Source organism: Eximiradius sp. (genome assembly GCA_937127445.1).
Lineage (GTDB): Bacteria > Bacteroidota > Ignavibacteria > Kapaibacteriales > UBA2268 > JAKIZO01.
The window spans coordinates 1-24,265 of the sequence record CAKZLY010000006.1 but is presented as its reverse complement, the minus strand read 5'-3'; the positions used below and the strand labels follow the sequence as shown (position 1 = coordinate 24,265).

At 37.7% G+C, this 24,265-nt stretch carries 14 protein-coding genes and 1 tRNA gene; 6 read left to right on the top strand and 9 right to left on the bottom strand.

The annotated features are described in order from the left end of the window. Positions 1–5: 5 nt before the first annotated feature. Positions 6–953, bottom strand: a complete 948-nt coding sequence (locus AC6QZF_RS01220) for an MlaD family protein (protein WP_499798063.1) — start codon at positions 951–953, stop codon at positions 6–8. A 16-nt stretch (positions 954–969) separates the two neighbouring features. Further along, complete coding sequence (locus AC6QZF_RS01215) at positions 970–1,482, bottom strand: single-stranded DNA-binding protein (protein WP_499798062.1); 513 nt, start codon at positions 1,480–1,482, stop codon at positions 970–972. 296 nt (positions 1,483–1,778) lie between these two features. Here AC6QZF_RS01215 and AC6QZF_RS01210 point away from each other — a divergent pair. Continuing rightward, positions 1,779–1,851: transfer RNA gene (locus AC6QZF_RS01210), tRNA-Thr, on the top strand. A gap of 119 nt (positions 1,852–1,970) precedes the next feature. On the opposite strand, the gene AC6QZF_RS01205 is transcribed toward AC6QZF_RS01210, so the two are convergent. Continuing rightward, positions 1,971–4,382: a TonB-dependent receptor domain-containing protein gene (locus AC6QZF_RS01205; RefSeq protein ID WP_499798061.1), complete on the bottom strand. Its 2,412-nt coding sequence runs from the start codon at positions 4,380–4,382 to the stop codon at positions 1,971–1,973. 100 nt (positions 4,383–4,482) lie between these two features. After that, complete coding sequence (locus AC6QZF_RS01200; RefSeq protein ID WP_499798060.1) at positions 4,483–5,553, bottom strand: DUF2279 domain-containing protein; 1,071 nt, start codon at positions 5,551–5,553, stop codon at positions 4,483–4,485. Positions 5,554–5,705: 152 nt separating this feature from the next. On the opposite strand from AC6QZF_RS01200, the gene dnaB reads away from it, so the two are divergent. Both dnaB and hutI read left to right on the top strand, forming a co-directional pair. Next, positions 5,706–7,136, top strand: coding sequence for a replicative DNA helicase (dnaB, locus tag AC6QZF_RS01195; protein WP_499798059.1), 1,431 nt, complete (start codon positions 5,706–5,708; stop codon positions 7,134–7,136). Between the two features lie 19 nt (positions 7,137–7,155). Next, entirely contained in the window at positions 7,156–8,406 is a 1,251-nt protein-coding gene (hutI, locus tag AC6QZF_RS01190; RefSeq protein ID WP_499798058.1) for an imidazolonepropionase, read from the top strand. Positions 8,407–8,455: 49 nt separating this feature from the next. On the opposite strand, the gene AC6QZF_RS01185 is transcribed toward hutI, so the two are convergent. Together AC6QZF_RS01185 and AC6QZF_RS01180 are read right to left on the bottom strand one after the other, a co-directional pair. Beyond that, entirely contained in the window at positions 8,456–9,475 is a 1,020-nt protein-coding gene (locus AC6QZF_RS01185) for a D-alanine--D-alanine ligase (protein ID WP_499798057.1), read from the bottom strand. 1 nt (position 9,476) lies between these two features. Next, the gene (locus AC6QZF_RS01180; RefSeq protein WP_499798056.1) at positions 9,477–10,319 is read right to left on the bottom strand and encodes a uracil-DNA glycosylase; all 843 of its coding nucleotides are present in this window, start codon (positions 10,317–10,319) and stop codon (positions 9,477–9,479) included. A gap of 168 nt (positions 10,320–10,487) precedes the next feature. Here AC6QZF_RS01180 and AC6QZF_RS01175 point away from each other — a divergent pair, with 168 nt between their 5' ends. Beyond that, on the top strand, positions 10,488–11,048 hold the full coding sequence (locus tag AC6QZF_RS01175; protein ID WP_499798055.1) for a tetratricopeptide repeat protein: 561 nt from the start codon (positions 10,488–10,490) through the stop codon (positions 11,046–11,048). Here the strand turns inward: AC6QZF_RS01175 and AC6QZF_RS01170 are convergent, their stop codons facing one another. Beyond that, positions 11,049–12,299, bottom strand: coding sequence for a NupC/NupG family nucleoside CNT transporter (locus AC6QZF_RS01170; RefSeq protein ID WP_499798054.1), 1,251 nt, complete (start codon positions 12,297–12,299; stop codon positions 11,049–11,051). Positions 12,300–12,308: 9 nt separating this feature from the next. Beyond that, positions 12,309–14,141 carry a glutamine--fructose-6-phosphate transaminase (isomerizing) gene (gene glmS, locus AC6QZF_RS01165; protein ID WP_499798053.1) on the bottom strand — a complete coding sequence of 611 codons (1,833 nt, stop codon included), beginning with the start codon at positions 14,139–14,141 and terminating at the stop codon, positions 12,309–12,311. A 398-nt stretch (positions 14,142–14,539) separates the two neighbouring features. On the opposite strand from glmS, the gene AC6QZF_RS01160 reads away from it, so the two are divergent. Further along, positions 14,540–15,223, top strand: a complete 684-nt coding sequence (locus AC6QZF_RS01160) for a hypothetical protein (RefSeq protein ID WP_499798052.1) — start codon at positions 14,540–14,542, stop codon at positions 15,221–15,223. Here AC6QZF_RS01160 and AC6QZF_RS01155 read toward each other — a convergent pair. Further along, positions 15,215–15,352, bottom strand: a complete 138-nt coding sequence (locus AC6QZF_RS01155; protein ID WP_499798051.1) for a hypothetical protein — start codon at positions 15,350–15,352, stop codon at positions 15,215–15,217. The two genes, AC6QZF_RS01160 and AC6QZF_RS01155, sit on opposite strands and share 9 nt — an antisense overlap. Here AC6QZF_RS01155 and AC6QZF_RS01150 point away from each other — a divergent pair. Continuing rightward, a partial coding sequence (locus tag AC6QZF_RS01150; protein ID WP_499798050.1) for a beta strand repeat-containing protein occupies positions 15,345–24,265 on the top strand: 8,921 nt, incomplete at its 3' end. The genes AC6QZF_RS01155 and AC6QZF_RS01150 overlap by 8 nt on opposite strands.

Sequence of the window (24,265 nt, the reverse complement as noted above, 5' to 3'; positions counted from 1 at the left end):
TTAGTTTATGGGCGTGTTCCTAACCTGACGTTTACATTTACACCGTGATTCTCAATTTGATTAAGTAAGATATTGATTGATTTCAATGTTGAATCAAGTTCGCCCGCAAGTTTCTTGTCGTAAATTAATCGATTTGCAAGACCGCTCCCAAAACGAACTTCCTCGGTTATATCGTTAATATTCGCAAGAGTTTTATCAGCTTCACCGATAGTGTTTTGCATCTTCGAAAGCAATTCATTTGCATTCGTTAACGCAATTTCTATTTGACCGATTATTTTATTTAGTTTCGGTTCATTTTGAGAATATGTTTTCTTCAAATCAGAAACAAGATTGTTCAGATTAATTACAATATTTTGTAGTGCATTGTAATTTTCTTTAATAAAAGTGTTCAAATTAACGGTTATCTCGCTTGTATTATGGGCAATTGTCTCAAGATTATTAAGCAAATGCTTGTTGTTCATCACATAATTGAGATTTTGAGTGAGTGTATCCAGATTTTTAACAAGTGAGGCAGCATCGTTACTCACTTCTCCCAATGTTGCAATTAAATCAGCCAAATCAGCAGTTGCTCTTCCTGGAATTTCTTGACTTTTATCGAAAGGTCTATCCGAATAGCCAGGAAAAATTTCAATTTTCTTTCCACCAGTAATTTCTAAAATTGTTATCCTTGCATAACAATCTGTCTTCAAATTTTCTACGGTTTCCATATCTGCGGTTATCAGAACCGAGCCGTTGCTATTTGTAATAGACTTTACCACACCGCACCGAACTCCATTGACAACCACCGGCGAGCCTTCTGTTATCCCGCCAGAGTTGTCAAACCTGAAATGCACTAAATTTTTAGCAGGTGAAATACTTATACCTTTCGCAAGCGACAGTCCAATTATTAAGATTATTATTGCAAGAACTGATACAATGCCGACTTTTATCTCAATTTTTTTTTGTTTATTCATCGCTTTTCGTCAATTATCAGAAAGGACTATCATCGTTTTTTTTGTCAGATTCATCAAAATCGTATGATTCATCGAAAGTATCGGTTAATTCTGTATCAAAATCAGAAAAATCATTAGCATCGAAGCTTGTGTCAGGATATAAAGAATCAGAAATTATCCTTTCTTCTGAACTATCCGAATTTTCTTTTTGCTTGCGTGCGTCAAGAACAATCATATTTTCAGCAATCACCTCAACTATGTTGCGGCGAGTGTTGTTGTTCTTATCTTCAATTGTTCTTGTCTGCAATTTCCCTTCAAGATAAATGCGTGTCCCTTTGCGAAGCAATTTTTGGCACACTTCGGCAAGCCCACGCCAGGCGACAATTGTATGCCAATCTGTGTGCTCTTGCAAATTCCCGTTGCGGTCCTTCCAGGTTTCTGATGTTGCCAGTCTAAATGTTGCAACAGGTATTCCGCTCGGTGTGAATTTTAGTTCGGGATCTCTCCCCACATTTCCAATTAACATTACTTTGTTTAAAGTTCTCGACATACTTTTCTCCAAACGTTATAATTAATCACCCTTACACATTCATTTTTTATTAATATAATACTAACTTTTATAGTAACGATTATGTTGAAAAAAAATTTATTTTTTAATCTTCCTATTATCATATTTTTGCAATTTTATTTCAATTATATATTGATTTACTAACAAATTTCAATTGTGTGATAATTTTTGATAAATTTTTTGTAAAAAATATAGAATTTTTTCAAAAAAAATTTGTTCAATATCTGAAAAGTTCTTATTTTTGTATTCATCATTTGACGCTGTTCTTTCTAAATAAAGCCACTTTAGCTCAGCTGGTAGAGCAGCTGATTTGTAATCAGCCGGTCGGCGGTTCGAGTCCGTCAAGTGGCTCTGGGAAGCAGGTAACAAAATGCCTGCTTTTTTGTTTTTATTCTTGACTATCCGTAATAAAAAAATGGGCAAATCGCATTAGATTTACCCACTTAATTTTGTACGAAATATCAAAAAAACTAAAACTCATCGAAATCCATTCCACCACCTGTATTGTCTGTTTGGCGGCGGCGTTCGCGTTGCTTCGGTCCTTCATTTATTTTATACTGAAATCCAAGATAAGCTACTCGAGTTTCTCTTTTCATATTATAACGACTATAAAAACTCGAATTTTTGGCATATCCACCAAATTTCATTTCGTTTAAAATATCTGAAATGCGGAAAGTTAGGGCAAGTTTGCGATCGAACATTTCGTAGCGTGCACCCAAATCGAGCGAACTGGATGAGTATCGCTGTCCCTGTGCTGTAACTGTTGGTCCAGTGTAAAAGCCTGTTAATTGCATAGAGAGCTCTCGAGATAAAAATATGCTTGCCGTACTTCTAATTGACCAGCTATAATCATTATTATCCATTTCAAGAGATTTATCTTTGCCCTTTATTTCCGAACGGTAATATGAAAAGTCACCCGATAGTCGCATAAATTTAAAATAATCGAATGTTATGTTCAATTCCAAGCCGTAATTTGTTCCCTTCGCTACATTTTCAAAGGTTGTCTTAATCTTGCCATCAGAAACAACATCAGCAACAAAGGAAATTTTATCGTCCGTCTGACGATAAAATAGAGTTGGCGTGATAGATAAAATCTTGAAATTTTTAATATATGCAAGTTCGTATGCATTTATAAATTCTGGTTTCAAATTCGGATTGCCACCACGAAGGTTATATGGGTCAGAATAATCTACAAATGGATTAAGGAAATTCGAGCGAGGACGATTTATTCTACGCGAATAATTAATTTGAAATTCGTCTGTTTTTGATAATTTATAACTAAAATTTGCTGATGGAAAGAAATTTGCATAGTCCTGCTTGTTTTTCTCTCCTGTTGTTTTAAGTTTGGTGTCTATTTTGCTGTGTTCAGCACGCAACCCAAATTGAACAGAAAAATCATCGAATTTCCCACTAATAATCGCATAAGCAGCCGAAATTCTTTCATTATAAATAAAGTGATTTGTTTTGTTTGTATCTAATGCCGAATACTCGAAAAACTTATAATCATTATCAAGCTTCTGAAATGATACTTTTGCACCAGCTTCAAGTTTATAATTACCAAACGGATATGAGTAATCAGATTGAATATTAATATTGCGATTAATATCATTCGATTTTGATGCTTCTTCTAAAATCGGACTAATGGGTGTTTGCCAGATTTGTGTGTAACCACCATCATTTTTACTGTCGAATTCAGAAAAGTATGCATCAAATGTTAAATCGTGTCCGCGTTCGCCGAAATTGTGCTTGTAATTTAGCGAATAATCCCAGTAAGGGCTATCGTCATCTTCCTTCGATAATCTATTGTATAAACTATTGGGATCTGTTGCGAAATTCAGATAATTTTCATATTCAATATTTCTTTTTCTTGTTCCTTCTGATGCCCGATAGGAAGCAGACATCGAAAGTTGGTCGAATTTCGAAATATTATATTCAAAACCAGTTCTAATTCCTTGATTTAGAAAACTTCTCCGATTCTTGAAATCCTGAAATAACTCTGTTGTATCTTTTAAACGAGTTATTCTATATGAACTACCGTTTCCTTGCATACGACGTGAACCGTAATCATAATTTAAGAAAAAGTTCCAATCGCCATATTGATATGTTGAATTAATAGAAAAAGAATACTTATCGCGTGTCCCTAAATTTACGCTGAATAAACCATTCAATCCGTCATCTCTCTTTTGATTCAGAATTACATTAATTATTCCAGTCATTCCTTCAGCATCGTATCGAGCAGATGGATTGGTAATAATCTCGATGCTTTCTATCGATGATGCAGGCGTCTGCTCAAAAAATATTGTTGGGTTGATGCTTGTGGGCTTGCCGTTTATTTGGAGCCGAAAATTAGAACTTCCGCGAAGGCTAACATTCCCATCAATATCAACGCTTACAGATGGTATGTTCTTTATTATGTCAAGCGCAGTTCCTCCTGTTGCAGCAATGTTTTTATCGACATTAAAAATTCTTTTCCCCTGCGAATACTCTACCATCTGGCGCTCAGCAGTAACCTCGACTGCGTTTGTGCGTGTTGAACTCTGCAAAAGTCCAACTGTGTTTAAATCAACTGTTCTTATTTCCCGTGTTATCGCTATAGGTTCTGAATTGAATGTCTCGTATCCAACATAATTTATGCGAACAATGTATGCTCCTAATCGAATATTGTTGATTTCAAATTTTCCTGATGCGTCTGCGACTGCTCCTGTTGCGACCGATGAGTCGGGTAAAGTGATTACCGATACATTAGCACGTGCAAGCGGTGCATTTGTCGCTGCATCAACAACTTTACCTTTAATTGTTCCACCACGTTGTGGCTGTTGTCCAAATATATTTATCCCTGTTATTGTAATAATAAATAGAGCAAAATAAAACACTTTTTTCATAAGAAAAACCTGCTGAATAAGTTACTAAAACCAATACTAAGACGTTTCAAAATGAAAAAGGTTTAAAAAAAAATTAAGGAATAATTCATTTTTTAGTGTATCATTTTATCTTAATTTGGAGTGGATATACTAAATATAATTTGGTAACCCTTCCAAATTCAATAGCAGGTGATGGTAATTTAAAGTAGTTCAAAGATTGTTTAAGCCAATTCCAGAAATACCCTCCATCTGGTAAAAGGTGTATTAAATTGTAATCTAATGCAATGATATATCTTGGACTGCCGAAGTAAAATCCATCAACCCATTTATCGCCTCGGCAAGGCTTACACTTACCTAAAGACGCTTGCACTGTATCGCAAAGACCCCGCACTGCATAGCCAAAAGATAATTCCAGCCATTTTGGAATATGTTGCGAAATACTTTTAGGTAAAGTATTTCGTAAATTAACTGAAAGCCACAGTGTATGTGAACTGTAATCATCGTTAAACATTTCGTGTGGATAACGCTTCCGTTCATTGTGCCAATCAGCAGGAATATACATAAATTTTGGTGTAAAGTTTTGAAGATATGGAATATAGAATTGTCCGATATGCAATGCTGCACCCGCTACATCTGCATAGAGATCTGACGGACTAAATCCCCACTGCTTCCCATATCCATCCAGAATTTCAATGTAAGTAGAATACGATAATCCGAAAGCAGTTCCTGCGATAGTTGCACTTTCCCAACTTAATCCACTTTGCATAAATCCTTCTGTCATTAGGTATGAAGTAAGATAGCAACCGTAAATATGCCCGGCTTTATCAGCATACATTGCATACTTGCCGTCTTCCTGTATTTTGAAATCAGTTTGCTCCTTCCAGATTGTTTCCATCTGAAATTGATGTTGCCAATATAAAAATGCTGACAAAACTCCAACAAATATTCCAAAGTTCAATGGTTTAATATGCGTCGTCCTATACGGCAATTCTCCCGTTATTGTATGCCGTACCGCGCCAGCAATTGTGAATTGACTTTGCTCCCATCTTTCATAGTCTTGACGAATGCTTGTCTGAACCGTGTCTGTTGTGTTCTCAGGATAAAGCAATAATTCCGAAACATTGCAATTACAATTTTCAGCAAAAATAAGTGTGCAATTCAACAACAAATATAAAATTGTTATTTTTTTCATAATCTTATGAACAAAATTAGAAGTATTTTTCCTTTAATTCCAAATAATATTTAGTTGTGGAAAACTATGTTTACAATTATTTTATAATTTTAAGCCCAATTATTAATTCATAATTAATATTTTTGCTATTGAAAATAATCAACTAAAAAAAGATGGAAGCAAAAAGAAAAAACATAAAGAAATTGGACGAAGCTCCAAATTTCATAAGTGCAAATATTCCGCCACATTCTCGTGAAGCTGAAATTGCTGTTTTAGGTGCAATGATGCTAAGCCGCGAAGCTATTTCTCGTGCTCAATCTTTGCTTGAACCTAATTCTTTCTACGACCCACGCCACAAAATTATCTACGAAGCATTAATTAATTTAAACGAAAAGGGTCTAAACGGCGACTTGATTTCGCTAAAAGAGCACCTTAAAAGCCGTGGTGTACTCGACGAAGTTGGCGGCGTTCAGTATCTTTCCGAAATTAGCTCGCTTACTCCAACAGCAGCGCTTATTGATAACCATACTCGTATTGTTCAAGAAAAATATCTTAAAAGACGATTAATCGAAGTTGCCGGCAATATTCTGAAAAATGCTTATAGCGAAGCAACCGACGCACTCGAAGAAATTGATTCCGCTGAAGCCCAAATATTTTCGATTGCCGAAAAACTCCTTCACAAAAATTATTCTTCTATGAAAACTCTTGCTCATCAAGCATACGAGATGATTGTTCGCATTTCCCAGCGCTCAAGCGATGGACTTAGCGGACTGCCTACCGGATTCATCGAACTTGACCAAATGCTTGGTGGTTTGCAAAACTCAGACTTAATTATCATTGCTGCTCGTCCGTCTATGGGTAAAACGGCTTTTGCTCTATCAATGGTTCGCAATATTGTTGTCGATGAGAAATTACCTGTTGCTTTCTTTTCGCTCGAAATGACTGCTATACAGCTCGTTCTCAGGTTGATTTCCGCAGAAGCTAAAATAAACCAGCAAAAGCTTCGTACGGGCAGAATTTCCTCCGAAGAAAATACAAAAATTATCAGTGCTCTGGGAAAACTTGCCGATGCTCCACTCTTTATTGATGACACTGCCGGACTGCCTATAATGGAACTTCGTGCAAAAGCCAGACGCTTGAAATATGAACATAATATTAAACTGCTCGTTGTCGACTATTTGCAACTTATTCATCCTCCAAAAGCTGAAAGCAGAGAGCGTGAAATTTCAATTATTTCTCAATCTTTGAAAAATTTGGCAAAGGAACTCGATATTCCAATTATTGCTCTTGCGCAGCTCAATCGTTTAGTGGAAAATCGTGCCGATAAGCGTCCTATGCTAAGCGATCTTCGTGAGTCCGGTTCAATCGAACAAGATGCCGACGTCGTAATGTTCATTAACCGCCCCGAAGTATATAAAATAATGAAATATGAAGATGGTTCGCCAACAGAAAATACTGCCGAGATAATTATCGGCAAACAACGTAATGGTCCAACCGGAATCAAGCGCCTTGCTTTTGTTAAAGATTTTGCTCAATTCGGCAATCTTGCTTATCAATATGAAGAACCTCCATATCAAAGTAATATTGATGTTTCTGATTTTTAATTTTTGTAAGGAACTATAGATGGCTACTTTAATAAAAAATATCTCATCGCTTGTAACAATCAACGCCGATGGAAAACCTTACAAACGCGGCGAAGAAATGAACAATATTGGTGAAATTCAAAGTGGTGCAATTATTTTCGATGAGAAAATCCTATTCGTTGGCAAAACTGATGATGCTTTACGTTTTATTTACAATAATCATATTCAGATAAACGAAACAATCGATGCTTTAGGGAAAACTGTTCTACCGGGATTTGTTGACTCACATACCCACTTTGTTTTTGCAGGAAACCGCTCGTTTGAATTTGCACGACGACTTCGAGGAGTTACTTATCAGCAAATTGCCCAAGAAGGTGGTGGAATTTTAACCACAATGAAAGCAACTCGCGAAGCTAGTTTAAACGAACTTATTGAAAATGGGTTGAATCTTGCAAATTCTGCTCTACGATATGGCACAACTACTGTTGAAATCAAAAGTGGCTATGGGCTTTCGCTTGATCCCGAAATTCGTCAGCTCGAAGCAATTGCTGTTTTGAAAAAAATTGCTCATCAAAACGTTGTTTCTACATTTCTTGGTGCTCACGATTTCCCACCCGAATATGCAAACAATCGCGATGCTTATGTGGATTTAATTTGTAATGAAATGCTTCCTATAGTGGCGGAAAAGCAGCTTGCTTCGTTTTGCGATGCATTTGTTGATGAAGGCTACTATACCATCGAACAAGGACGAAAAATTTTCAAACGTGCAAAAGAATTAGGTCTGAAAATCAAAGCACACGCCGACGAACTCGCAAACGTTGCCGCTGCTGAACTTGCTGCCGAAGTTGGGGCAATCTCTGCCGACCATTTGCTCTTTGTTTCCGATAGTGGTATCTCTGCTTTGAAAAATGCTGGAACTGTTGCAACTTTATTGCCAGGAACAGCATATTTTACACGTTTGCCGTATGCTCCTGCAAGAAAATTAATCGAAAGCGGTGCAATTGTCGCTCTCGCAACTGATTGCAATCCGGGGTCCTGTTTCACCGAAAATATGCAAATGATTTTATCTCTTGCAGTTATAAATATGAAAATGACTGCCGAAGAAGCTCTCACCGCGGCTACTTTAAATGCTGCTGCTGCACTTTGCCTTAGCTTGCAAGTCGGAAGTTTAGAAATTGGTAAGCAAGCCGACTTGCTCATTGCAGACGTTTCTTCATACACCGATTTATTCTATCATTTTGGAATTAATCATATTCAAAATGTCTTTGTAAAAGGAAAAAAAGTAGTCTGAACGTTTAAGTTTAGACTACTCCATATTTTTTCTAATGTAAATTATCTGTTTATCTCTCCAATGCAAGCTTTATTATTCTATCGCAAAGCTCTGGGAATTCTATCCCAAGCTGCTTTGCTGCCTTCGGGACCAATGAAGTTGATGTAAATCCTGGTACGGTATTTATTTCCAAGAAAAAAGGCTGCCCATCATCTGTCAATCGGAAATCAACACGACTAAATCCTCTGCACCCTATCACATTATGTGCTGTAATTGCCAATCCTTTTGCAAATTCAGCTACGTCTTCATCAATTTCTGCTGGACAAATATATTGCGTTTTGCCTTTTGTATATTTATGTTCATAATCATAAAATCCGCTTTCCGGGACTATTTCAATCACTGGCAACGCTTCGTCCCCAACAATTCCAACGGTTATTTCACGTCCATCAATATATTGTTCAATAAGCACATCTCGGCAGTATTTCCCTGCTTCAGCAATTCCATACGAAATCTCATCTAAATTTCCATCTCGCACAATTGTTAGCCCAATTGTTGATCCTTGATCATTCGGCTTAATAACAAGTTCGTTCCCAAATTCGTTTCTGATTTCTTTTATTACTTCGAATTCATTTGCCGTTTCGGGACTTACCAAAGTGCCAGACGGTATAGGAATTCCTGCAACAAGCATTAAATTTTTTGTTGTAGCTTTGTCAATCGAAATTGCATTCGCTTTCACTCCACTGCCCGTATATGGAATACCTCGCAATTCAAGCAATGACTGAATTATGCCATCTTCGCCATATTTCCCGTGCAGCACAATAAATGCACAATCAATATTATCGAATATTTCCGAATTAATGCACTCGATAATTGACTTTGGGGAAAACTGACTGAGCTCCTCCAAAGTATTAAAATGATTAATGTTGTTTATGTGCTCTTCTGCTTTTATTTGTCCGTTCTTTCCAAAAGCAGGGTCTACGGGGACAACATCATATCCAAGGCTACGCAATGCTTCTACAACAGCTCGCCCACCGCTTATTGATACATTCCTTTCGGTAGAAATTCCACCAAACAATACTGCAACTCTCATTTTACTCCTTTTTAGATTTTTCTATGTATTCATCATACAATTTTCTTAATAATTTCATATCCTCCCAAACTGGCTTCTTCCAATTAGGATTGCGTAATAATGCTGCCGGATGATATGTAACCAGTGTCTGAATACCATTATAATTAAAAAGCTTTCCTCTTATATCACCCATTTTGTAATTCGATTTCAGAAGCGTGTTTGCAGCTGTTAGCCCAAGTGCCAATATAAACTTTGGCTTAATAAGCTCGATTTGCTTCAAAAGAAATGGCTCGCACGCGTCTACTTCGTTTTTTGCTGGGACACGATTTCCAGGGGGACGACATTTATTAATGTTGCCAATGAAAACATCCTCTCTTTTGAAACCAACCGATTCTAATATCTTTGTCAGCAGCTGCCCAGCTCTTCCGACAAATGGTCGCCCTTGTATGTCCTCGTCTGCACCAGGAGCTTCGCCGATGACCATAATATCTGCATTTGGATTGCCTTCGCCAAAAACAAACTTAGTGCGTATCATTCCAAGCGGGCATTTCTGGCAGTCTTTGATTTTATTTAGTAACTCATCTAATGATTTAGCATTTTGCCAGTCAGGTGCAACTTTTTCGTCCAGTAAGGTCGGTGCAGAAATAACAGTCTGTGTCTGCTTGACTTTCTCAATTTTTCTTCCCTCTATATGAATTGCCTCTCCTTGTATCTTCTTGCTTGTCTGGCTCTCTGTTTTTGGAGTGGGCAACACAGCAATACCTTCGGATTGCTGTGGCATTTCTTCAAAATACAGATATTCGCCTGTTTGCTGGCGAATTCCTTCAAAAAACACAATGATTTTGTCGAAAATATCTTTTTGCATAGTATGTTTTAAAATTATTTTGCAAATTAAGATTTTTTCCCACGCTTCAAAAATACAATTTTGTATGTTTTTGAATTATTAATTTAATACTCTACAATATTGTTTTTGCTTAATTCGATATATTTACTATATTTAAAATTATTTTTCTTTCAAAGAAGGAGTTACTCTTTGAAAAATATTACTTTTTTCTTGCTATCAATAATAATTCTTGCTGCTTGCACTCCAGTTGGTGCTCGCAATCAGTCCACTGCAAAAAGTAAGTCAGTTGTAAGCCAAACCAAAAGTCGCTTCTCCGATACAACTTTTATTGACATCAACTATATACCACCAAAGGAAATAACCAAAAGCGTTCAAGCAATGAACGATGATCTAAAACAAGCAATTGACCTTTACCACGACGGCAAATTCAATGAAGCATGCGAAATTTTTGCTCGACTTCTTACCAATACCAACAAAAAAGCAAAAGACTACCAGATACTTCTTTACTATTCTTCTGAATGCTACATCGCTAAAAATATGTTCGAACCAGCGAAAAAACTTTTGATAGACGTTCTTTCATCAGATGAGTTATTTGACGATATAAAAGAAAAAGCGCTCGTGCGTCTTGGACAAGTTTACTGTATTGAAAACAAAAAAAAAGAAGCTGAACGTTTGTTTAGTCAGCTTCGACGCGAATACCCACAATCAAAATATTTAAAACTTGCCGATTGTGATGCTATCAAGAAGTAGCTAAATTAATATACTTGCGATTATTGTTGTCATAATATTTGTTAGTGCTCCAATTATCATAGCTCGTAACCCAAGCTGAGCTATCTCGTTTCTACGTTCGGGAGCCATACTGCCAATCCCGCCTATTTGTATTGCAATTGAACTGAAATTTGCAAAACCACACAATGCAAAAGCAGCCAACTTTGCTGTTCGTTCGCTAATTGTACCATTCCGAATCAGCACAGATAAGTCAGAATAGGCAATGAACTCATTTATACTAACCTTTGTTCCTACTAAACTTCCGAACACTTTTGCTTCTTCTGCTGGTATTCCTACCAAATAAGCAAATGGCTGAAAAACTATTCCTAAAAGCTCACGCAAACTACTTGGAAACCAAGATATTCCTATATGGGTAAGCTGAACACTTACAAATCCCATAAAAGCATCAATAACTGCTATCAATGCAATAAAAGCTATGAGCATAGCCATTATGTTGAGTGCCAACTTCATACCATCAGATGCACCATTTGTTATCGCTACAAGCGAGCTTTCAGCTTTTGGAATGTTTGCTTTTTTGATGTCTTCCATCGTTTGCGTCCCTTGTTGTGGTGGGATTGCTATTTTCGAAAGATACAACCCGCCAGGAACAGAAATCAACGAAGCTGTTATCAAAATTGTTGCCGAAATACCCATCTGAACAAACGCAGCCATCACTCCGCCAGCTATCGTAGCAAATCCGCATACCATTATTGAATTAATCTCAGAGCGAGTTGCTGTCGGAATATAGTGTCTAATCAAAAGCGGTGCTTCGGTTTGTCCCATAAATACATTTGCTGAACCCGATAAAGATTCTATCCCGCTTGTCCCCATTGTTTTCATCATTACCCAAGCCATTCCCTGCACAATTTTTTGCATCACTCCAAAATGGTACAGCAAAGAAACAAATGACGAGAAAAATATTATTGTAACTGATACCACTACTGCAAACTGAAAGCCAAAAGTAGTTGCAAAATCTGGATTTATTACATTACCAAATAGAAATTCAGCTGCCTTGTTGCTGTATCCAAGAAATATCGCCACCTGGTCGCCGAACCATTTGAAAAAAGCTACACCCGCAGGGAAATTAAGTACAATTGAGCCTATTATAAATTGTAATGCTACTCCCCAAATTACAATTCTCCAGGGAAATTTCTTTTTATTCTCGCTCATTATCCATACGATGAACATTATCAGTAGCATCCCAAAAATAGCTATAAGCTTTTGTAATAGCATAAATTAATCCTATTCAACTGTTACACTTTTTGCTAAATTACGAGGTTGGTCTATTGGGCGACTCAATTCTTTTGCAAAGAAATATGCAAGCAATTGTAACGGAACTACCGAAAGAATTGGGGTAAGCATAGGCATAGTTTCAGGAATGTAGAACACATCATTCGCAAATTGCTTTATTTGTGTGTCGCCTTCTGTTGCAATTGCAATAACTTTCCCACCTCGAGCCCGCACTTCTTCAATATTTGATATGATTTTATGATAAATTTCATCTTTTGTCGCAATGAAAACAACGGGCATATTCTCGTCAATTAATGCTATCGGTCCGTGCTTCATTTCAGCCGCTGGATAACCTTCAGCGTGAATATATGATATTTCCTTTAACTTCAATGCACCTTCCAATGCAACAGGGAAATTATAACCACGTCCCAAATAAAGTATATTTTTGGCATATATATATTTTTTCGCAATTTGCTTAATATCTTCGCACTGTCCCAATATTTGATTAATTTTATCAGGTAGCTGTATAATTTCATTTGCGATACGCTTGCCATCAAGCTGAGAAAGGTTTTTCATCCGTCCAAGATATAGTGCCACCAGCGCAAGTACCATTACCTGCGAAGTAAATGCCTTGGTCGAAGCAACCCCAATTTCCGGACCTGCGTGAATATAAATCCCAGCCTCTGTCTCGCGTGCAATTGAACTCCCAACTACATTCACTATTCCCAGCACTGTGCAGCCCTTTTGCTTCGCTTCATAAACTGCTGCAAGCGTGTCCGCTGTTTCACCGCTTTGCGAAATTGCAAAAACAATATCATCAGGATATAGCACTGGATTGCGATAGCGAAATTCCGATGCATACTCGACCTCTACGGGAACGCCTGCCAATTGTTCCAACATATACTCTCCCACCAATGCAGAATGCCAGGATGTTCCACACGCTGTAAATATTATTCGCTTCGCATTTCTGAGTTTGTCGGCAACATTTCGCAATCCTCCAAGCTTTACATTCCCTTTGTCCGCAAGTAAACGTCCTTTGTATGCGTTCTGAATTGTGTAGGGTTGCTCGTGTATTTCCTTCAACATAAAGTGTTCAAACCCACCTTTTTCAAGTTCTTCCAAGTCGAATTCTATCTGGTGGATCTGATTGTTGGTTTCAATATTGTCTATTGTTTTTGTAGCAAAATTATCTTTTGTAACTATTGCCATTTCATTGTCTGAAAGGTAAATTACTTGCTTTGTGTATTGAATGATTGCCGTGGCGTCGCTTGCAATTATATATTCTCCATCTCCAATCCCGAGTACCATTGGGCTACCACGCCGAGCAGCTATGATTTTATCAGGTTCATCCAGCGATAATACAAGCAAACCAAACGTCCCGACTACTTCCGATAGAGCCTTTCTCACAGACAGTTCTAAATTGTTTGTTTGCTCGAACAATGCACCAATTAATACAGCAAGCACTTCTGTATCGGTTTCCGTATGGAACGAATATCCTCGCTTAATTAATGCTTTTTTCAGCAATCCATAATTTTCAATTATTCCATTGTGTACAATAGAAATTCGTTTACTGTTATCACTATGTGGGTGGGCGTTTATGTCACTTGGTGCTCCGTGAGTAGCCCAACGTGTGTGGGCAATTCCTATGTTGCTTCTATGATTTTTCCCTTCGATTAATGTCTCTAAATCTGCAACTTTTCCTTGCTTCTTGTATGTAATTAAAGTATTATTTGAAACAATACTCAGTCCTGCACTGTCATATCCTCGATATTCTAATCTTTTCAATCCATTTACCAACACATCAACCGCCTGACGTTCTCCAATGTATCCAACTATTCCACACATAATTAACCTTTTTTTCAAACTACAAAATATCGCTTAACAAATATAGCAATTTATTATGTTCAAACTTAACAATTTGTTTTAAGTTGATTATTTTCACATAGATTGTAATTCTATTTGTTTTTTGAATTATGTCATTACCATAAAAGTAAGGATTAAAAACCCAGCAATTAGAAAAACGTTCACTTACAACGCTTATTCATAAAAAGCAACTATTTACATTTGCTCAATTAAAAATAATAAAAAAACACAAATTAATTTAATCAACTTGTAAAATATTTTTATTTTTTATACATTTATACAATTATTGTTTGTAGTTTGTTCAGTTATTACATAATGGTATATTTTTTGCGTTTTAATTGTAATTTTTTTTATAATTAATAAATTTTCAGGAGCTTCTTATGAAAAAGACTCTTTACCTTTTACTATGTGCTTTGGCGTATTTGGTCGGCGTTCAGCCTTCTTTAGCTCAATTACCGACAGCACAAGCTCGCTATATTGCTACAACAAATGTACAAACCACTTCATTGTCACTTGCCTGGATCAATGGCAATGGAAATCGCCGTATTGTTGTTGCTTGTGATACTACTGATAACGGTACACCAGATTGGGATGCTGTCAGAACTTACTTAAGCACTCTTAATACTGAATATTCACCCAATTCTAATTTTTCTGCTGCTCCCTCGGTTAATGCTACCCTTGCGAATTATAAAGTTGTAGGATTGCTTACAAGTTCTGCAAGGACTTTAACCGTTACTGGACTTACTGCTGGGCACGTTTATTCATTCCATGTGTTTGAATATAATTATTATGGAACAACAGCCTATTATATGACTTCAGCAGGAACAACTTTAAATCCACGCTATATCAATACAGTTAATTTACTTCCTCCATCAGGTTTGACCAACGGTACTGTTACAAACAATACCGCAAACATATCGTGGACACACGCAACTGGCGCCTCAGGATATTATCTTGATGTTCGTATAAAAAATGGTGCTATACTTACAAATTATGATCTTCTGGATATTGGCTATGTTAATTCTTTTATAATACTCGGGCTTTTCTGCAAGCACTCAATATGAATGGGGACTCCGCTCATACAATGCTAATACAATTAATGCCGCATCGTCCTGGGTAGAATTTGCTACGACAGCTACTCCTACTGCACCTACTGTTACAACTGTTGTTGCTACTCCAAATGTCTTGAACAAAAATGGTAGTACATTTTCTGTTGCTGTTACTTTCAGCGAAGAAATGGATCCAACCGCTATTGGTACTCTTACATTTTCAACAGATGTAAGCCCTACTCTTACTTTTTCATATGGCTACTGGAACGCCACGAATACCGTTTATACTGCTGTTTATAGTGTAACGACAGCTTCTACTCAATATGCAGCAAATATAGGAGTAACCATACCTGTTGATTTTACTAGTGCTGCCGGTGTTCAACTTTCTTCTGCTCATACTGAAAATAATGTATTTACAATTGATAGACAAACAGCAACTATTTCTTCTGTTAGTTCCACAACTTCTGATGGAACTTATGGAATAGGATCTTCAATCAATGTTCGCGTAACTTTTAGCGAACCTGTCACATTTACTCCAAACTCTGGTAGTATGCAAATAGAACTTGAAACAGGAACTACTGATAGATTTGCTACCTCAAACGTTTCTCAGACAAGCACTACTACTCTTGATTTAACCTATACCGTGCAAGAAGGGGACATTTCTTCTGATCTTGATTATACAACAACAAATGCTTTCACTTTGCTAAATGATGCAACAATAAAAGATGCTGCTGGAAATGATGCGGTGCTTGCTTTGCCAGCTGTTGGTGGCGCTTCTTCTATTGCTGGACAAAAGGCTCTTGTAATAGATGGTGTTCGCCCGACTGTTTCCTCAATCGTAAAGCAAACACCCGCTTCCCAGAAAACAAATGCTAATTCCCTCACTTGGCGAGTCCAATTTAGCGAACCTGTTGCGAACTCAAGCGTTGCAAATGGTGATTTTGAGTTGGCATCAGTTTCTGGTGATATTACTGGTGCTTCAATTACCGGTGCAACACCGACAATTGTTGCCGATCCGCATGATTTATATGACATAACAGCTGATGTTACTGGGCTTAATGCCGAAATCAAAATCAATTTCACCGGTTCGGTTACTGATGCTGCAAATAATACTTCTGGCTCTGGCTATTCATTTACAACTGGTGAAACCTATATTGTTGATCATACTAACCCATCAGCAACTATTTCTTCACCTGCTAATAACTCTTATCATAAATCTATTACCGCTATTTCTGGCACTTCAAGTGATCCCGGCACACCAAATTCCGGTGTCCAATCTGTTCAGACTGCTATTTGGGTGGATAACAACTTAAGTGGAACGTTTGATGGCGGTGATTACTACTGGGATGGCAATGATTGGACAACAGCAACTACTCAAACCTGGGTTAATGCAACAACCTCCGATGATTGGGCAAACTGGTCGTATTCGATAAGTATTTCTTCGGGCGATGCAACTTACTACGTTGAACGTAGAGTTACTGACTTCGCTGGTAATGTCTTCGCTGATGCAGAAGGTTCCACTACTCATAAATTCTATCTTGATAATACTCCTCCTACACAAAATGCCCCAACTGTTGCAGCATTGGGTGGTACTATCCGATCAAGCTATTTTAATTCAACGAACACTGGCTTTAGAATTTCTGTTACTCTTGCAAATGATGCTACTCTTGTTGGAGGAAACTTCAAAGTTCAATTCCAAACAGCTGATGATGCTGCATTTACTACAAATCCATCCTCTTGGACTGATGTTACTGCAATAGCAACGCATTCTATTCAGAGTGGCGAACCAAATACTACTATTGACAAAGATATTACTTCATCTGAATTTGAAAATTTAGTCGCTGAGGGCAAATATATTCGTTTTCGTGCAGTTACAACAGATGCTGCAGGTAATTCAATTAATGGTACTGAATCGTCCTCAACACTTCGAGACATCACACTTCCAACTATTTCTTCTTCGTCTAATGTTAGCGCAGCTTCTAATGGTGCAACAGATTATATCGATATTACTTTCAGTGAGCCAGTATTTACAAATAATGATGGTACGGGTGCTTTAACTGTCTCAGATTTCAATATCACTTTTTCTGCCGGTACAGATGGTTCAGCCATAGGGGCAACAATTGCTGGTATCCGACAAACAAATAGTACAGATTATGCATCGGCAAGTGCTCTTTCTGGTGGAGAAACAACAGTTCGCGTTTTCTTTAATGTTACTGGAACACCAAACGGTGTTGAAACTATTACCATTACACCTGCTAATAACTTGTCAATATACGATGATGCTGCTAATGCAATGCAATCAACTCAAACAACCGGTTCGAAACTTCTGCGCGACCAAACTCCTCCATTAATTTATCTTGTTAGTGATAATGGGGCTACCTTTGTAAAAGAAAATTCAACTGTTACAATTACTTTCTTTGTTACCGAAGTTGGTGGATTTGCAACTGGGGTCAATCCTCAAGTAGAGATCTTGCAAAACAATGGCTCTGCAATTGCGGGTGGTTCTTTTGCATCATTCACAAATAGAACTGGCAGCGGTACTCTTGGTGAGCCTTATTCTTATACATATACATATACGGTTCCTTCAGGAGATTATCCAAATGTTCGTATTCGCATAACAGCAACTGATGCTGCTGGTAATAACGCAATACCATTTGTACTAACAAGCAATACTTTTAGCATTGATAATACTCCACCAGTGCAGGATGCGGTGCAATTTACTGCTTTGAATGGTACCGTAGTTGCCAATAGCTACAATTCAACCAACGATGGAGTGCAACTTACAATTCCTCTTGCAAATGATGCATCTCTTGTAGGCGGCAACTTCGTAGTTCAATACCAGACTGCAGATGATGCTGCATTTACTTCTAATGCATCAAGCTGGGCAAATGTTACATATATAGCTACTCATAATATCATAAACGGGCAGCAAGGCACTAATATTAATAAGACATTGACAGATGCACAGTTTACCACACTTGTTGATGAAGATAAATATATTCGTTTCCGTGCTGTTACAACAGACGCAGCGGGCAATTCAACAAATGGCACTGAATCCAATTCTATTAAGCGTGATGAAACAGCACCGTCGCTTACTACTGTTACAATCGTTTCATCTAATACCGTTAACACTCTTGCAAAATCGGGGAATGTTGTTACATTATCCATTGTTGCTCCTTCTGATATTCAAACTCCAACAGTAGTATTGAAGAGTAACAACACAACTTTAACAAACAGTGTAAATGTTTCTGGTGGTCCAACAAGCTGGACCGCTACGGTTACTGTTCACGCAAGCGATCACGATGGTTTAATTACATTTACTATAGATTATTCAGATATTTACGGGAACCCAGGTAATCAAGTTACTACTACTACAAATTCGTCGAGCGTTACAATTGATAATACCGCTCCTGCAAATTCTCAGATCTCGTCAGTTATTACAACTGGTGGAACAATTATTGCTGGATATTGGAATTCAACTAACACAGGATTGGAGTTAACAGTACCTGTTCCCAATGATAATTCACTCATTGATGGTTCTATCCAGCTTCAAGCAAGTCGAGATAACTTCACTACCCCGCTAAATCTCGGCACTGCTTATACTATTCAAGGTACTGATTTGAATGCTAACAAAGTTCTGACAATAAATGATGCAACTTTCGAAGCGCTTTCGAGCTTTGCTGACGGTGATGTATTTGAATTCCGTGCAGTTCTCACTGATAAAGCTGGAAATCAGACTGCCGGTACTGCTGCAGCAACCACTATTACTGTTGACCAAACTTCGCCTGCTTCTGCAAATATTGCTTCACGTACTGCTACTGGTGGAACTATTGTATCAGGTTATTTCAATAATACTAATACTGGCGTTGATGTTACTGTTAATATTCCTAATGATGCGACTCTTGAAGGTGGTAATGCAATTTTGCAAGCACGTGTTGGTACAAATGAATTTGTAAATGTCGGGGCATTAACTAATACAATATTAAATTCCGAAATAAACAATACAAAGGTATTAACTGTTAATCGTTCTGGTTCTGCAAATACTGATTTAGAAGAACTCAACGGCTGGGCATCAGGCGTAAGTGTAGATTTCCGGGTTGTTCTTACTGATATTGCCGGAAATACTACAATAGGTAGCACTTTTGCTACTCCTCTTGCCGTTGATATTGTTGCACCAGATGCTCCTGTTGTTACTTTGAATAATGGCAATATAATAAATGCAACAAATGTTACTAATGTTTCATTAAGTTTCACTCACGGTGGCGGTGATATTGCTACTTACGATTATTCGATTAGCGATGGCACAAATTCTATAAGCCAAACTAATCAAACTATTTCTGCTTCGCCTGTAACTATCAGCGGATTAAATCTTTCGTCTCTAAACGATGGAACTATAACATCCACTGTAACTCTTCGCGATACTGCTGGTAACTTATCTACATCAGGCCAAGATACAGAAACCAAAAACGCTAATGCTGCTACCGTACAAAATGTAACAGTTACAAACTCAAATGGTACCTACGGAATTGGTTCAAATATTAGTGTGAGAGTTACTTTCAGCAAAGTAATAGCCTTCAATCCAGGTGATGGCAATCTTCAACTTTTACTTGAAACAGGAACTACTGATAGATACGCAACAACCAATACTTCTCAAACTATTGCAGACGGTAAAAACTATATCGATTTAGTTTATGTAGTTCAGGAAAATGACTATAATTCAGATTTGGATTATGTAACAACAAGTTCCTTGTCATTAACTGGAACAGCTTCTATTACTGATATTGATGGCAATCCTGTTACTGTGCTTACTCTTCCAGATGTTGGTGGGGCTAATTCTATCTCAGGTCAAAAAGCTATTGTGATTGATGGTGTAAAACCAACCTTTGCATTACAATATTTCTACAATACTGCTCTTACAGTCTCATATCCAGACAATGCAAAATTTAGCACAAGTAATGCTGCATATTTAAGAATAACATCTTCAAAACCTCTCGCTTCTGCACCAATAGTAACAATAAATTCTCAGGGTACTTCAAACGACGTCAATAACGTAACCGCGACTGCTGCCGGTGGAAATAATTTTAGAATTAACCGCATTTTTGTCAATGATCCAAATACAGATGGAACTAAACGAGAACGTATTACAATTATAGCAACAGACCTTGCAGGAAACAATGTTACCGCACAATTAGGTGAATTGGATAATCCCGAAACAGGTAACCCTGATATTTCAAGCTACATTACTTCTGGGACAACTACTGCAAAACTTGGATACATTGATTGTTCGGCTCCTTCATTTACCGTTGAATATTTCTCAGATTTGAGTTTAACCGCTTCGCTTGGAACAAATCCTCGTTTGAAAGCTGGTACTTACTACATTAAAATTGTGGCTAATGAACCACTTGCCTCTGCTCCTGCTATCACAATTAACTCCGAAGGTACAGCAAACGATGTTTCATCAGCACTTACTATTTTAGTCTCTGGCAACACTTATAGATATACTCGTACTATTGTTTATGATGCTGCTGCGATCGGTACGACACCCGAAACTATCACTATTTATGGAATAGATGAAGCCGGCAACGAAGCAAATAACGTAGCTCCTACTACTCACGGCAACACAGCCGTCTATACCGACACCAAAGCGCCTGTTATTTCTCCTGTTTCTATTGTGTCCAATAACGCAACCCAAACTGATAAAGCAAAATCGGGTGATCAGATAAAAATCACTCTTGTTTCCGATGAAACTCTCTCAGGAGTGAATGCTAATTCTATAACAAGTGGTGGAAACGCTATTACAAATTCTCCTTCAATAACAAATCCAAGCGGCAATACCTGGGAAATTGCTTATACAGTTGCTTCAAGCGATGTGGATGGAACAGTTGCTTTCAACTTAACTGCAACAGACATTGCTGGAAATACATCAGCAGTTTCGTCAACAACCGATGCTTCGTCCGTCCTTGTTGATAAAGCTCCTCCAACTGTAACAACTCTTACAAATACTACCGAATTTGGCAATGATCGCTGGGCTCGCTCTGGTGAACAAATTACTGTGAACTTAGCAACAAATGAGCCAGTTGCTGTTAATACTGCAACAATCGGCGGCAAAACTTTGACTGCTGACCCAAATTCTGGTTTTAACTCGACATATACACTTACTTATACAACTGATGGTTCAGAAACAGAAGGAGCAATGGCTTTATCTATAAGTGTAATCGATCGAGCTGGTAATAATGCCACATTCACTCATTCTGATCTAACAGGTGGTTCTTTGCAAATTGTATTCGACAAAACTCCTCCTTCCATTTCTTCTGGAACTATTACGACTCCAAATAGCTCTACAATTTGGGCAACCGGTTCACATAATATTGAGTGGACCGTTGTTAATATTACTGATGGTGGTAGTGGCCTCGCATCAAGCCCAATCACTCTTGAGTATTTTGATGGAAATAATTGGAATACAATTCAAAGCAATATTGCAAATACAAGTCCATTCTCTTGGAATGTCCCAAATATTAATACTAATGCTGCAAAAATTAAATTGACAGCTGTGGATAACGCCGGTAATACATCATCTCAGGAGAGTAGTACATTTACTATCGATAATACTGGGCCTTCAGTTGTGCTTTCTAATAATATTTCTAATAGACAAGAAGTAAAACAAGGCACAGTCGTCAGAATTATAGCAACATTTACTGATGTTTCGCCTATTTCTGAATCTCCTGAACCAACAATTACTATTACTAATGGCAATGGCAGCGGGAACGATATTTCAAATGTTACTATGAGCAAGACCTCAAATTCAGAATGGTATTACGACTGGACTGTCCCAAGTGGTGACTTTACTTGCAGTGTAAGTATTTCAGCTGAAGATGTCGCTGGCAATGACAATCAAACTCCAACTGGGGTTACTTCCTACATCGTTGATAATATACAACCAACAGTTGAATTATCCAATAACCTCTCGAATACAAATTGTGTCCGCAATTCAGACGGAACTCTTACTATTACCGCAACATTTACCGAAGCCAATACTATTAATGAAACTATTCCTCCTAAAATTACAATTACCAACGGTGCTGGAAGTGGTAGTAATATTACAAATGTTTCTATGACCAAGTCAACCAACAAAGTTTGGACTTATATATGGAATATCCCAAGCGATAACCTTAACGCACTTATTTGTAATATTAGTATTTCTGCAACAGATCTTGCAGGTAATCTGAATCAATCTGCAACTGGTATTACTTCCATTACTGTTGACAATGTTAGACCTTCTGTTACTCTATCTTCTGCATCAACCGCGTATGTTAATGCTCCATTTAGCGTTACCGTTGCATTTAGTGAACAGGTTGATGGTTTTGAGGTTTCTGATATTGTTAAAACAGGCACAGCAACAGCTTCAATCTCTAATTTTACGACCTCTGATAATATTACCTGGACATTTACAGTCACTCCATCCACAGAAGGTTCAATAATCCTTGATATTCCTGAAAATGTTGCAAATGACTGTCCTGGAAATCTAAATACAGCTTCCAATACATTAACTCGAATTTATGATGTATCTGCTCCATCAATTCCAACACGTACGATTACTTCAAATGGGAATGAAGTTAGTGGAACTAAATACGCTAAAATTGGCGAGGTTATAACCCTAACTCTGCAAGCATCAAAACCAATCACTCAGCCAACTGTTACTATTGGTGGGGCTTCGGCAAATGTGTCTGGTGGTGCTCCTACTACAAATTATACCGCAACATTAACGATTACAGAAACCGTTCCTGCTTCTGATGGCTCTGCTGGTATAAATGTTTCCAGCTATACAGATGAAGCAAGCAATCCTGGACCAACATATACTACTTTAAGCTCTGGCACCCTTGTTGTGGTGGACCGCGTTAAGCCTTCAATTACTGCATCGGGCAACGTTACTGTTGGTTCTGGTGCTACTAATAGATTTTTTGTCGACATTACATTTAATGAAGGTGTATATACAAACTCTGACGGTACAGGTGCTTTGACAGTTTCTGATTTCGAAACTCCAATAATTGTTACTGGGAGCGATGGTGCAGTAACTTCTGCAACTATTACACACGTAACACAACCAAACAATTCCAACCCTGCTTTTGCTAGCCCGCTGCTTGCTGGAGCTACCCAAGCCAGAGCATTCTTTACTACCAATGTAACTCCGAAAGGTGTTGAAACAATATCTATTTCTCTTAAGAATAACGAAGTTTTTGATATTGCTGGGAATGATGCCTTCAATCAATCCACTTCTGCCAAGACACTCCCTGACCGTAGCGCCCCAACTATTTCAAATATTGCTGTTAATGGTGTTTCAAATGGTCAAATTTGGAAGAAGCAAGGCGACATTGTTACTATTACATTCAATATTGTTGAGGTAAGCGGTATTCAAGGCAATCCTGATGTTGTTCTTACCGACCAATCGTCTAATTCATATTATCCTACCTATCAAAGTGTTTCCGGAAGCGGAACAAATTCAAATCCATATTTATATACTTATACCTACACTGTTGGTTCTGGTAATACTGTAATGAATATTGCTGTTTCAGCTACTGATAATATGAATTTTACTGGGAATGCATCATTAACTAATGCTTTCACTGTTGATAATGTTGCTCCAGAAGTTCAGTCTATTACTCGCAATACGGTAACAAATGGCAGCAACTTTATTACAAATGACGACACAGTTTCATTTACAGTTGTTTTCAGTGAACCTGTTATTGGATTTGATAATACAAAAGTAACCTTAAATACTACTGGAACAGTTAATACTCCAAGCATTTCGGTTACTCAAAATACTCCATCTAATTATACTGTTACTCTTGGCAGCTCTTCAATTATTACTGGTGATGGTACTATTGGAATAACTGTAAATAATACCACAATTACTGATTATGCCCTTAATCAATTAAATCCTACGGCTAACGGTATTTCTCCGCTATTCACAATAGATAATACCGTTCCTGTGGTAACGAGTATCACGGCATCGCCGGCAACGATAAATGGTACGAATGTAGGCAATGGGACATTTACGAT

What these genes read in the sequence shown, in the direction of transcription:
- hutI (WP_499798058.1), top strand. Translation starts at nt 7,156, where the DNA reads ATGGCTACTTTAATAAAAAATATCTCATCGCTTGTAACAATCAACGCC.
- AC6QZF_RS01160 (WP_499798052.1), top strand. Translation starts at nt 14,540, where the DNA reads ATGAAAAAGACTCTTTACCTTTTACTATGTGCTTTGGCGTATTTGGTC.
- AC6QZF_RS01220 (WP_499798063.1), bottom strand. Translation starts at nt 953, where the DNA reads ATGAATAAACAAAAAAAAATTGAGATAAAAGTCGGCATTGTATCAGTT.
- AC6QZF_RS01205 (WP_499798061.1), bottom strand. Translation starts at nt 4,382, where the DNA reads ATGAAAAAAGTGTTTTATTTTGCTCTATTTATTATTACAATAACAGGG.
- AC6QZF_RS01170 (WP_499798054.1), bottom strand. Translation starts at nt 12,299, where the DNA reads ATGCTATTACAAAAGCTTATAGCTATTTTTGGGATGCTACTGATAATG.
- glmS (WP_499798053.1), bottom strand. Translation starts at nt 14,141, where the DNA reads ATGTGTGGAATAGTTGGATACATTGGAGAACGTCAGGCGGTTGATGTG.
- AC6QZF_RS01200 (WP_499798060.1), bottom strand. Translation starts at nt 5,553, where the DNA reads ATGAAAAAAATAACAATTTTATATTTGTTGTTGAATTGCACACTTATT.
- dnaB (WP_499798059.1), top strand. Translation starts at nt 5,706, where the DNA reads ATGGAAGCAAAAAGAAAAAACATAAAGAAATTGGACGAAGCTCCAAAT.
- AC6QZF_RS01185 (WP_499798057.1), bottom strand. Translation starts at nt 9,475, where the DNA reads ATGAGAGTTGCAGTATTGTTTGGTGGAATTTCTACCGAAAGGAATGTA.
- AC6QZF_RS01180 (WP_499798056.1), bottom strand. Translation starts at nt 10,319, where the DNA reads ATGCAAAAAGATATTTTCGACAAAATCATTGTGTTTTTTGAAGGAATT.
- AC6QZF_RS01215 (WP_499798062.1), bottom strand. Translation starts at nt 1,482, where the DNA reads ATGTCGAGAACTTTAAACAAAGTAATGTTAATTGGAAATGTGGGGAGA.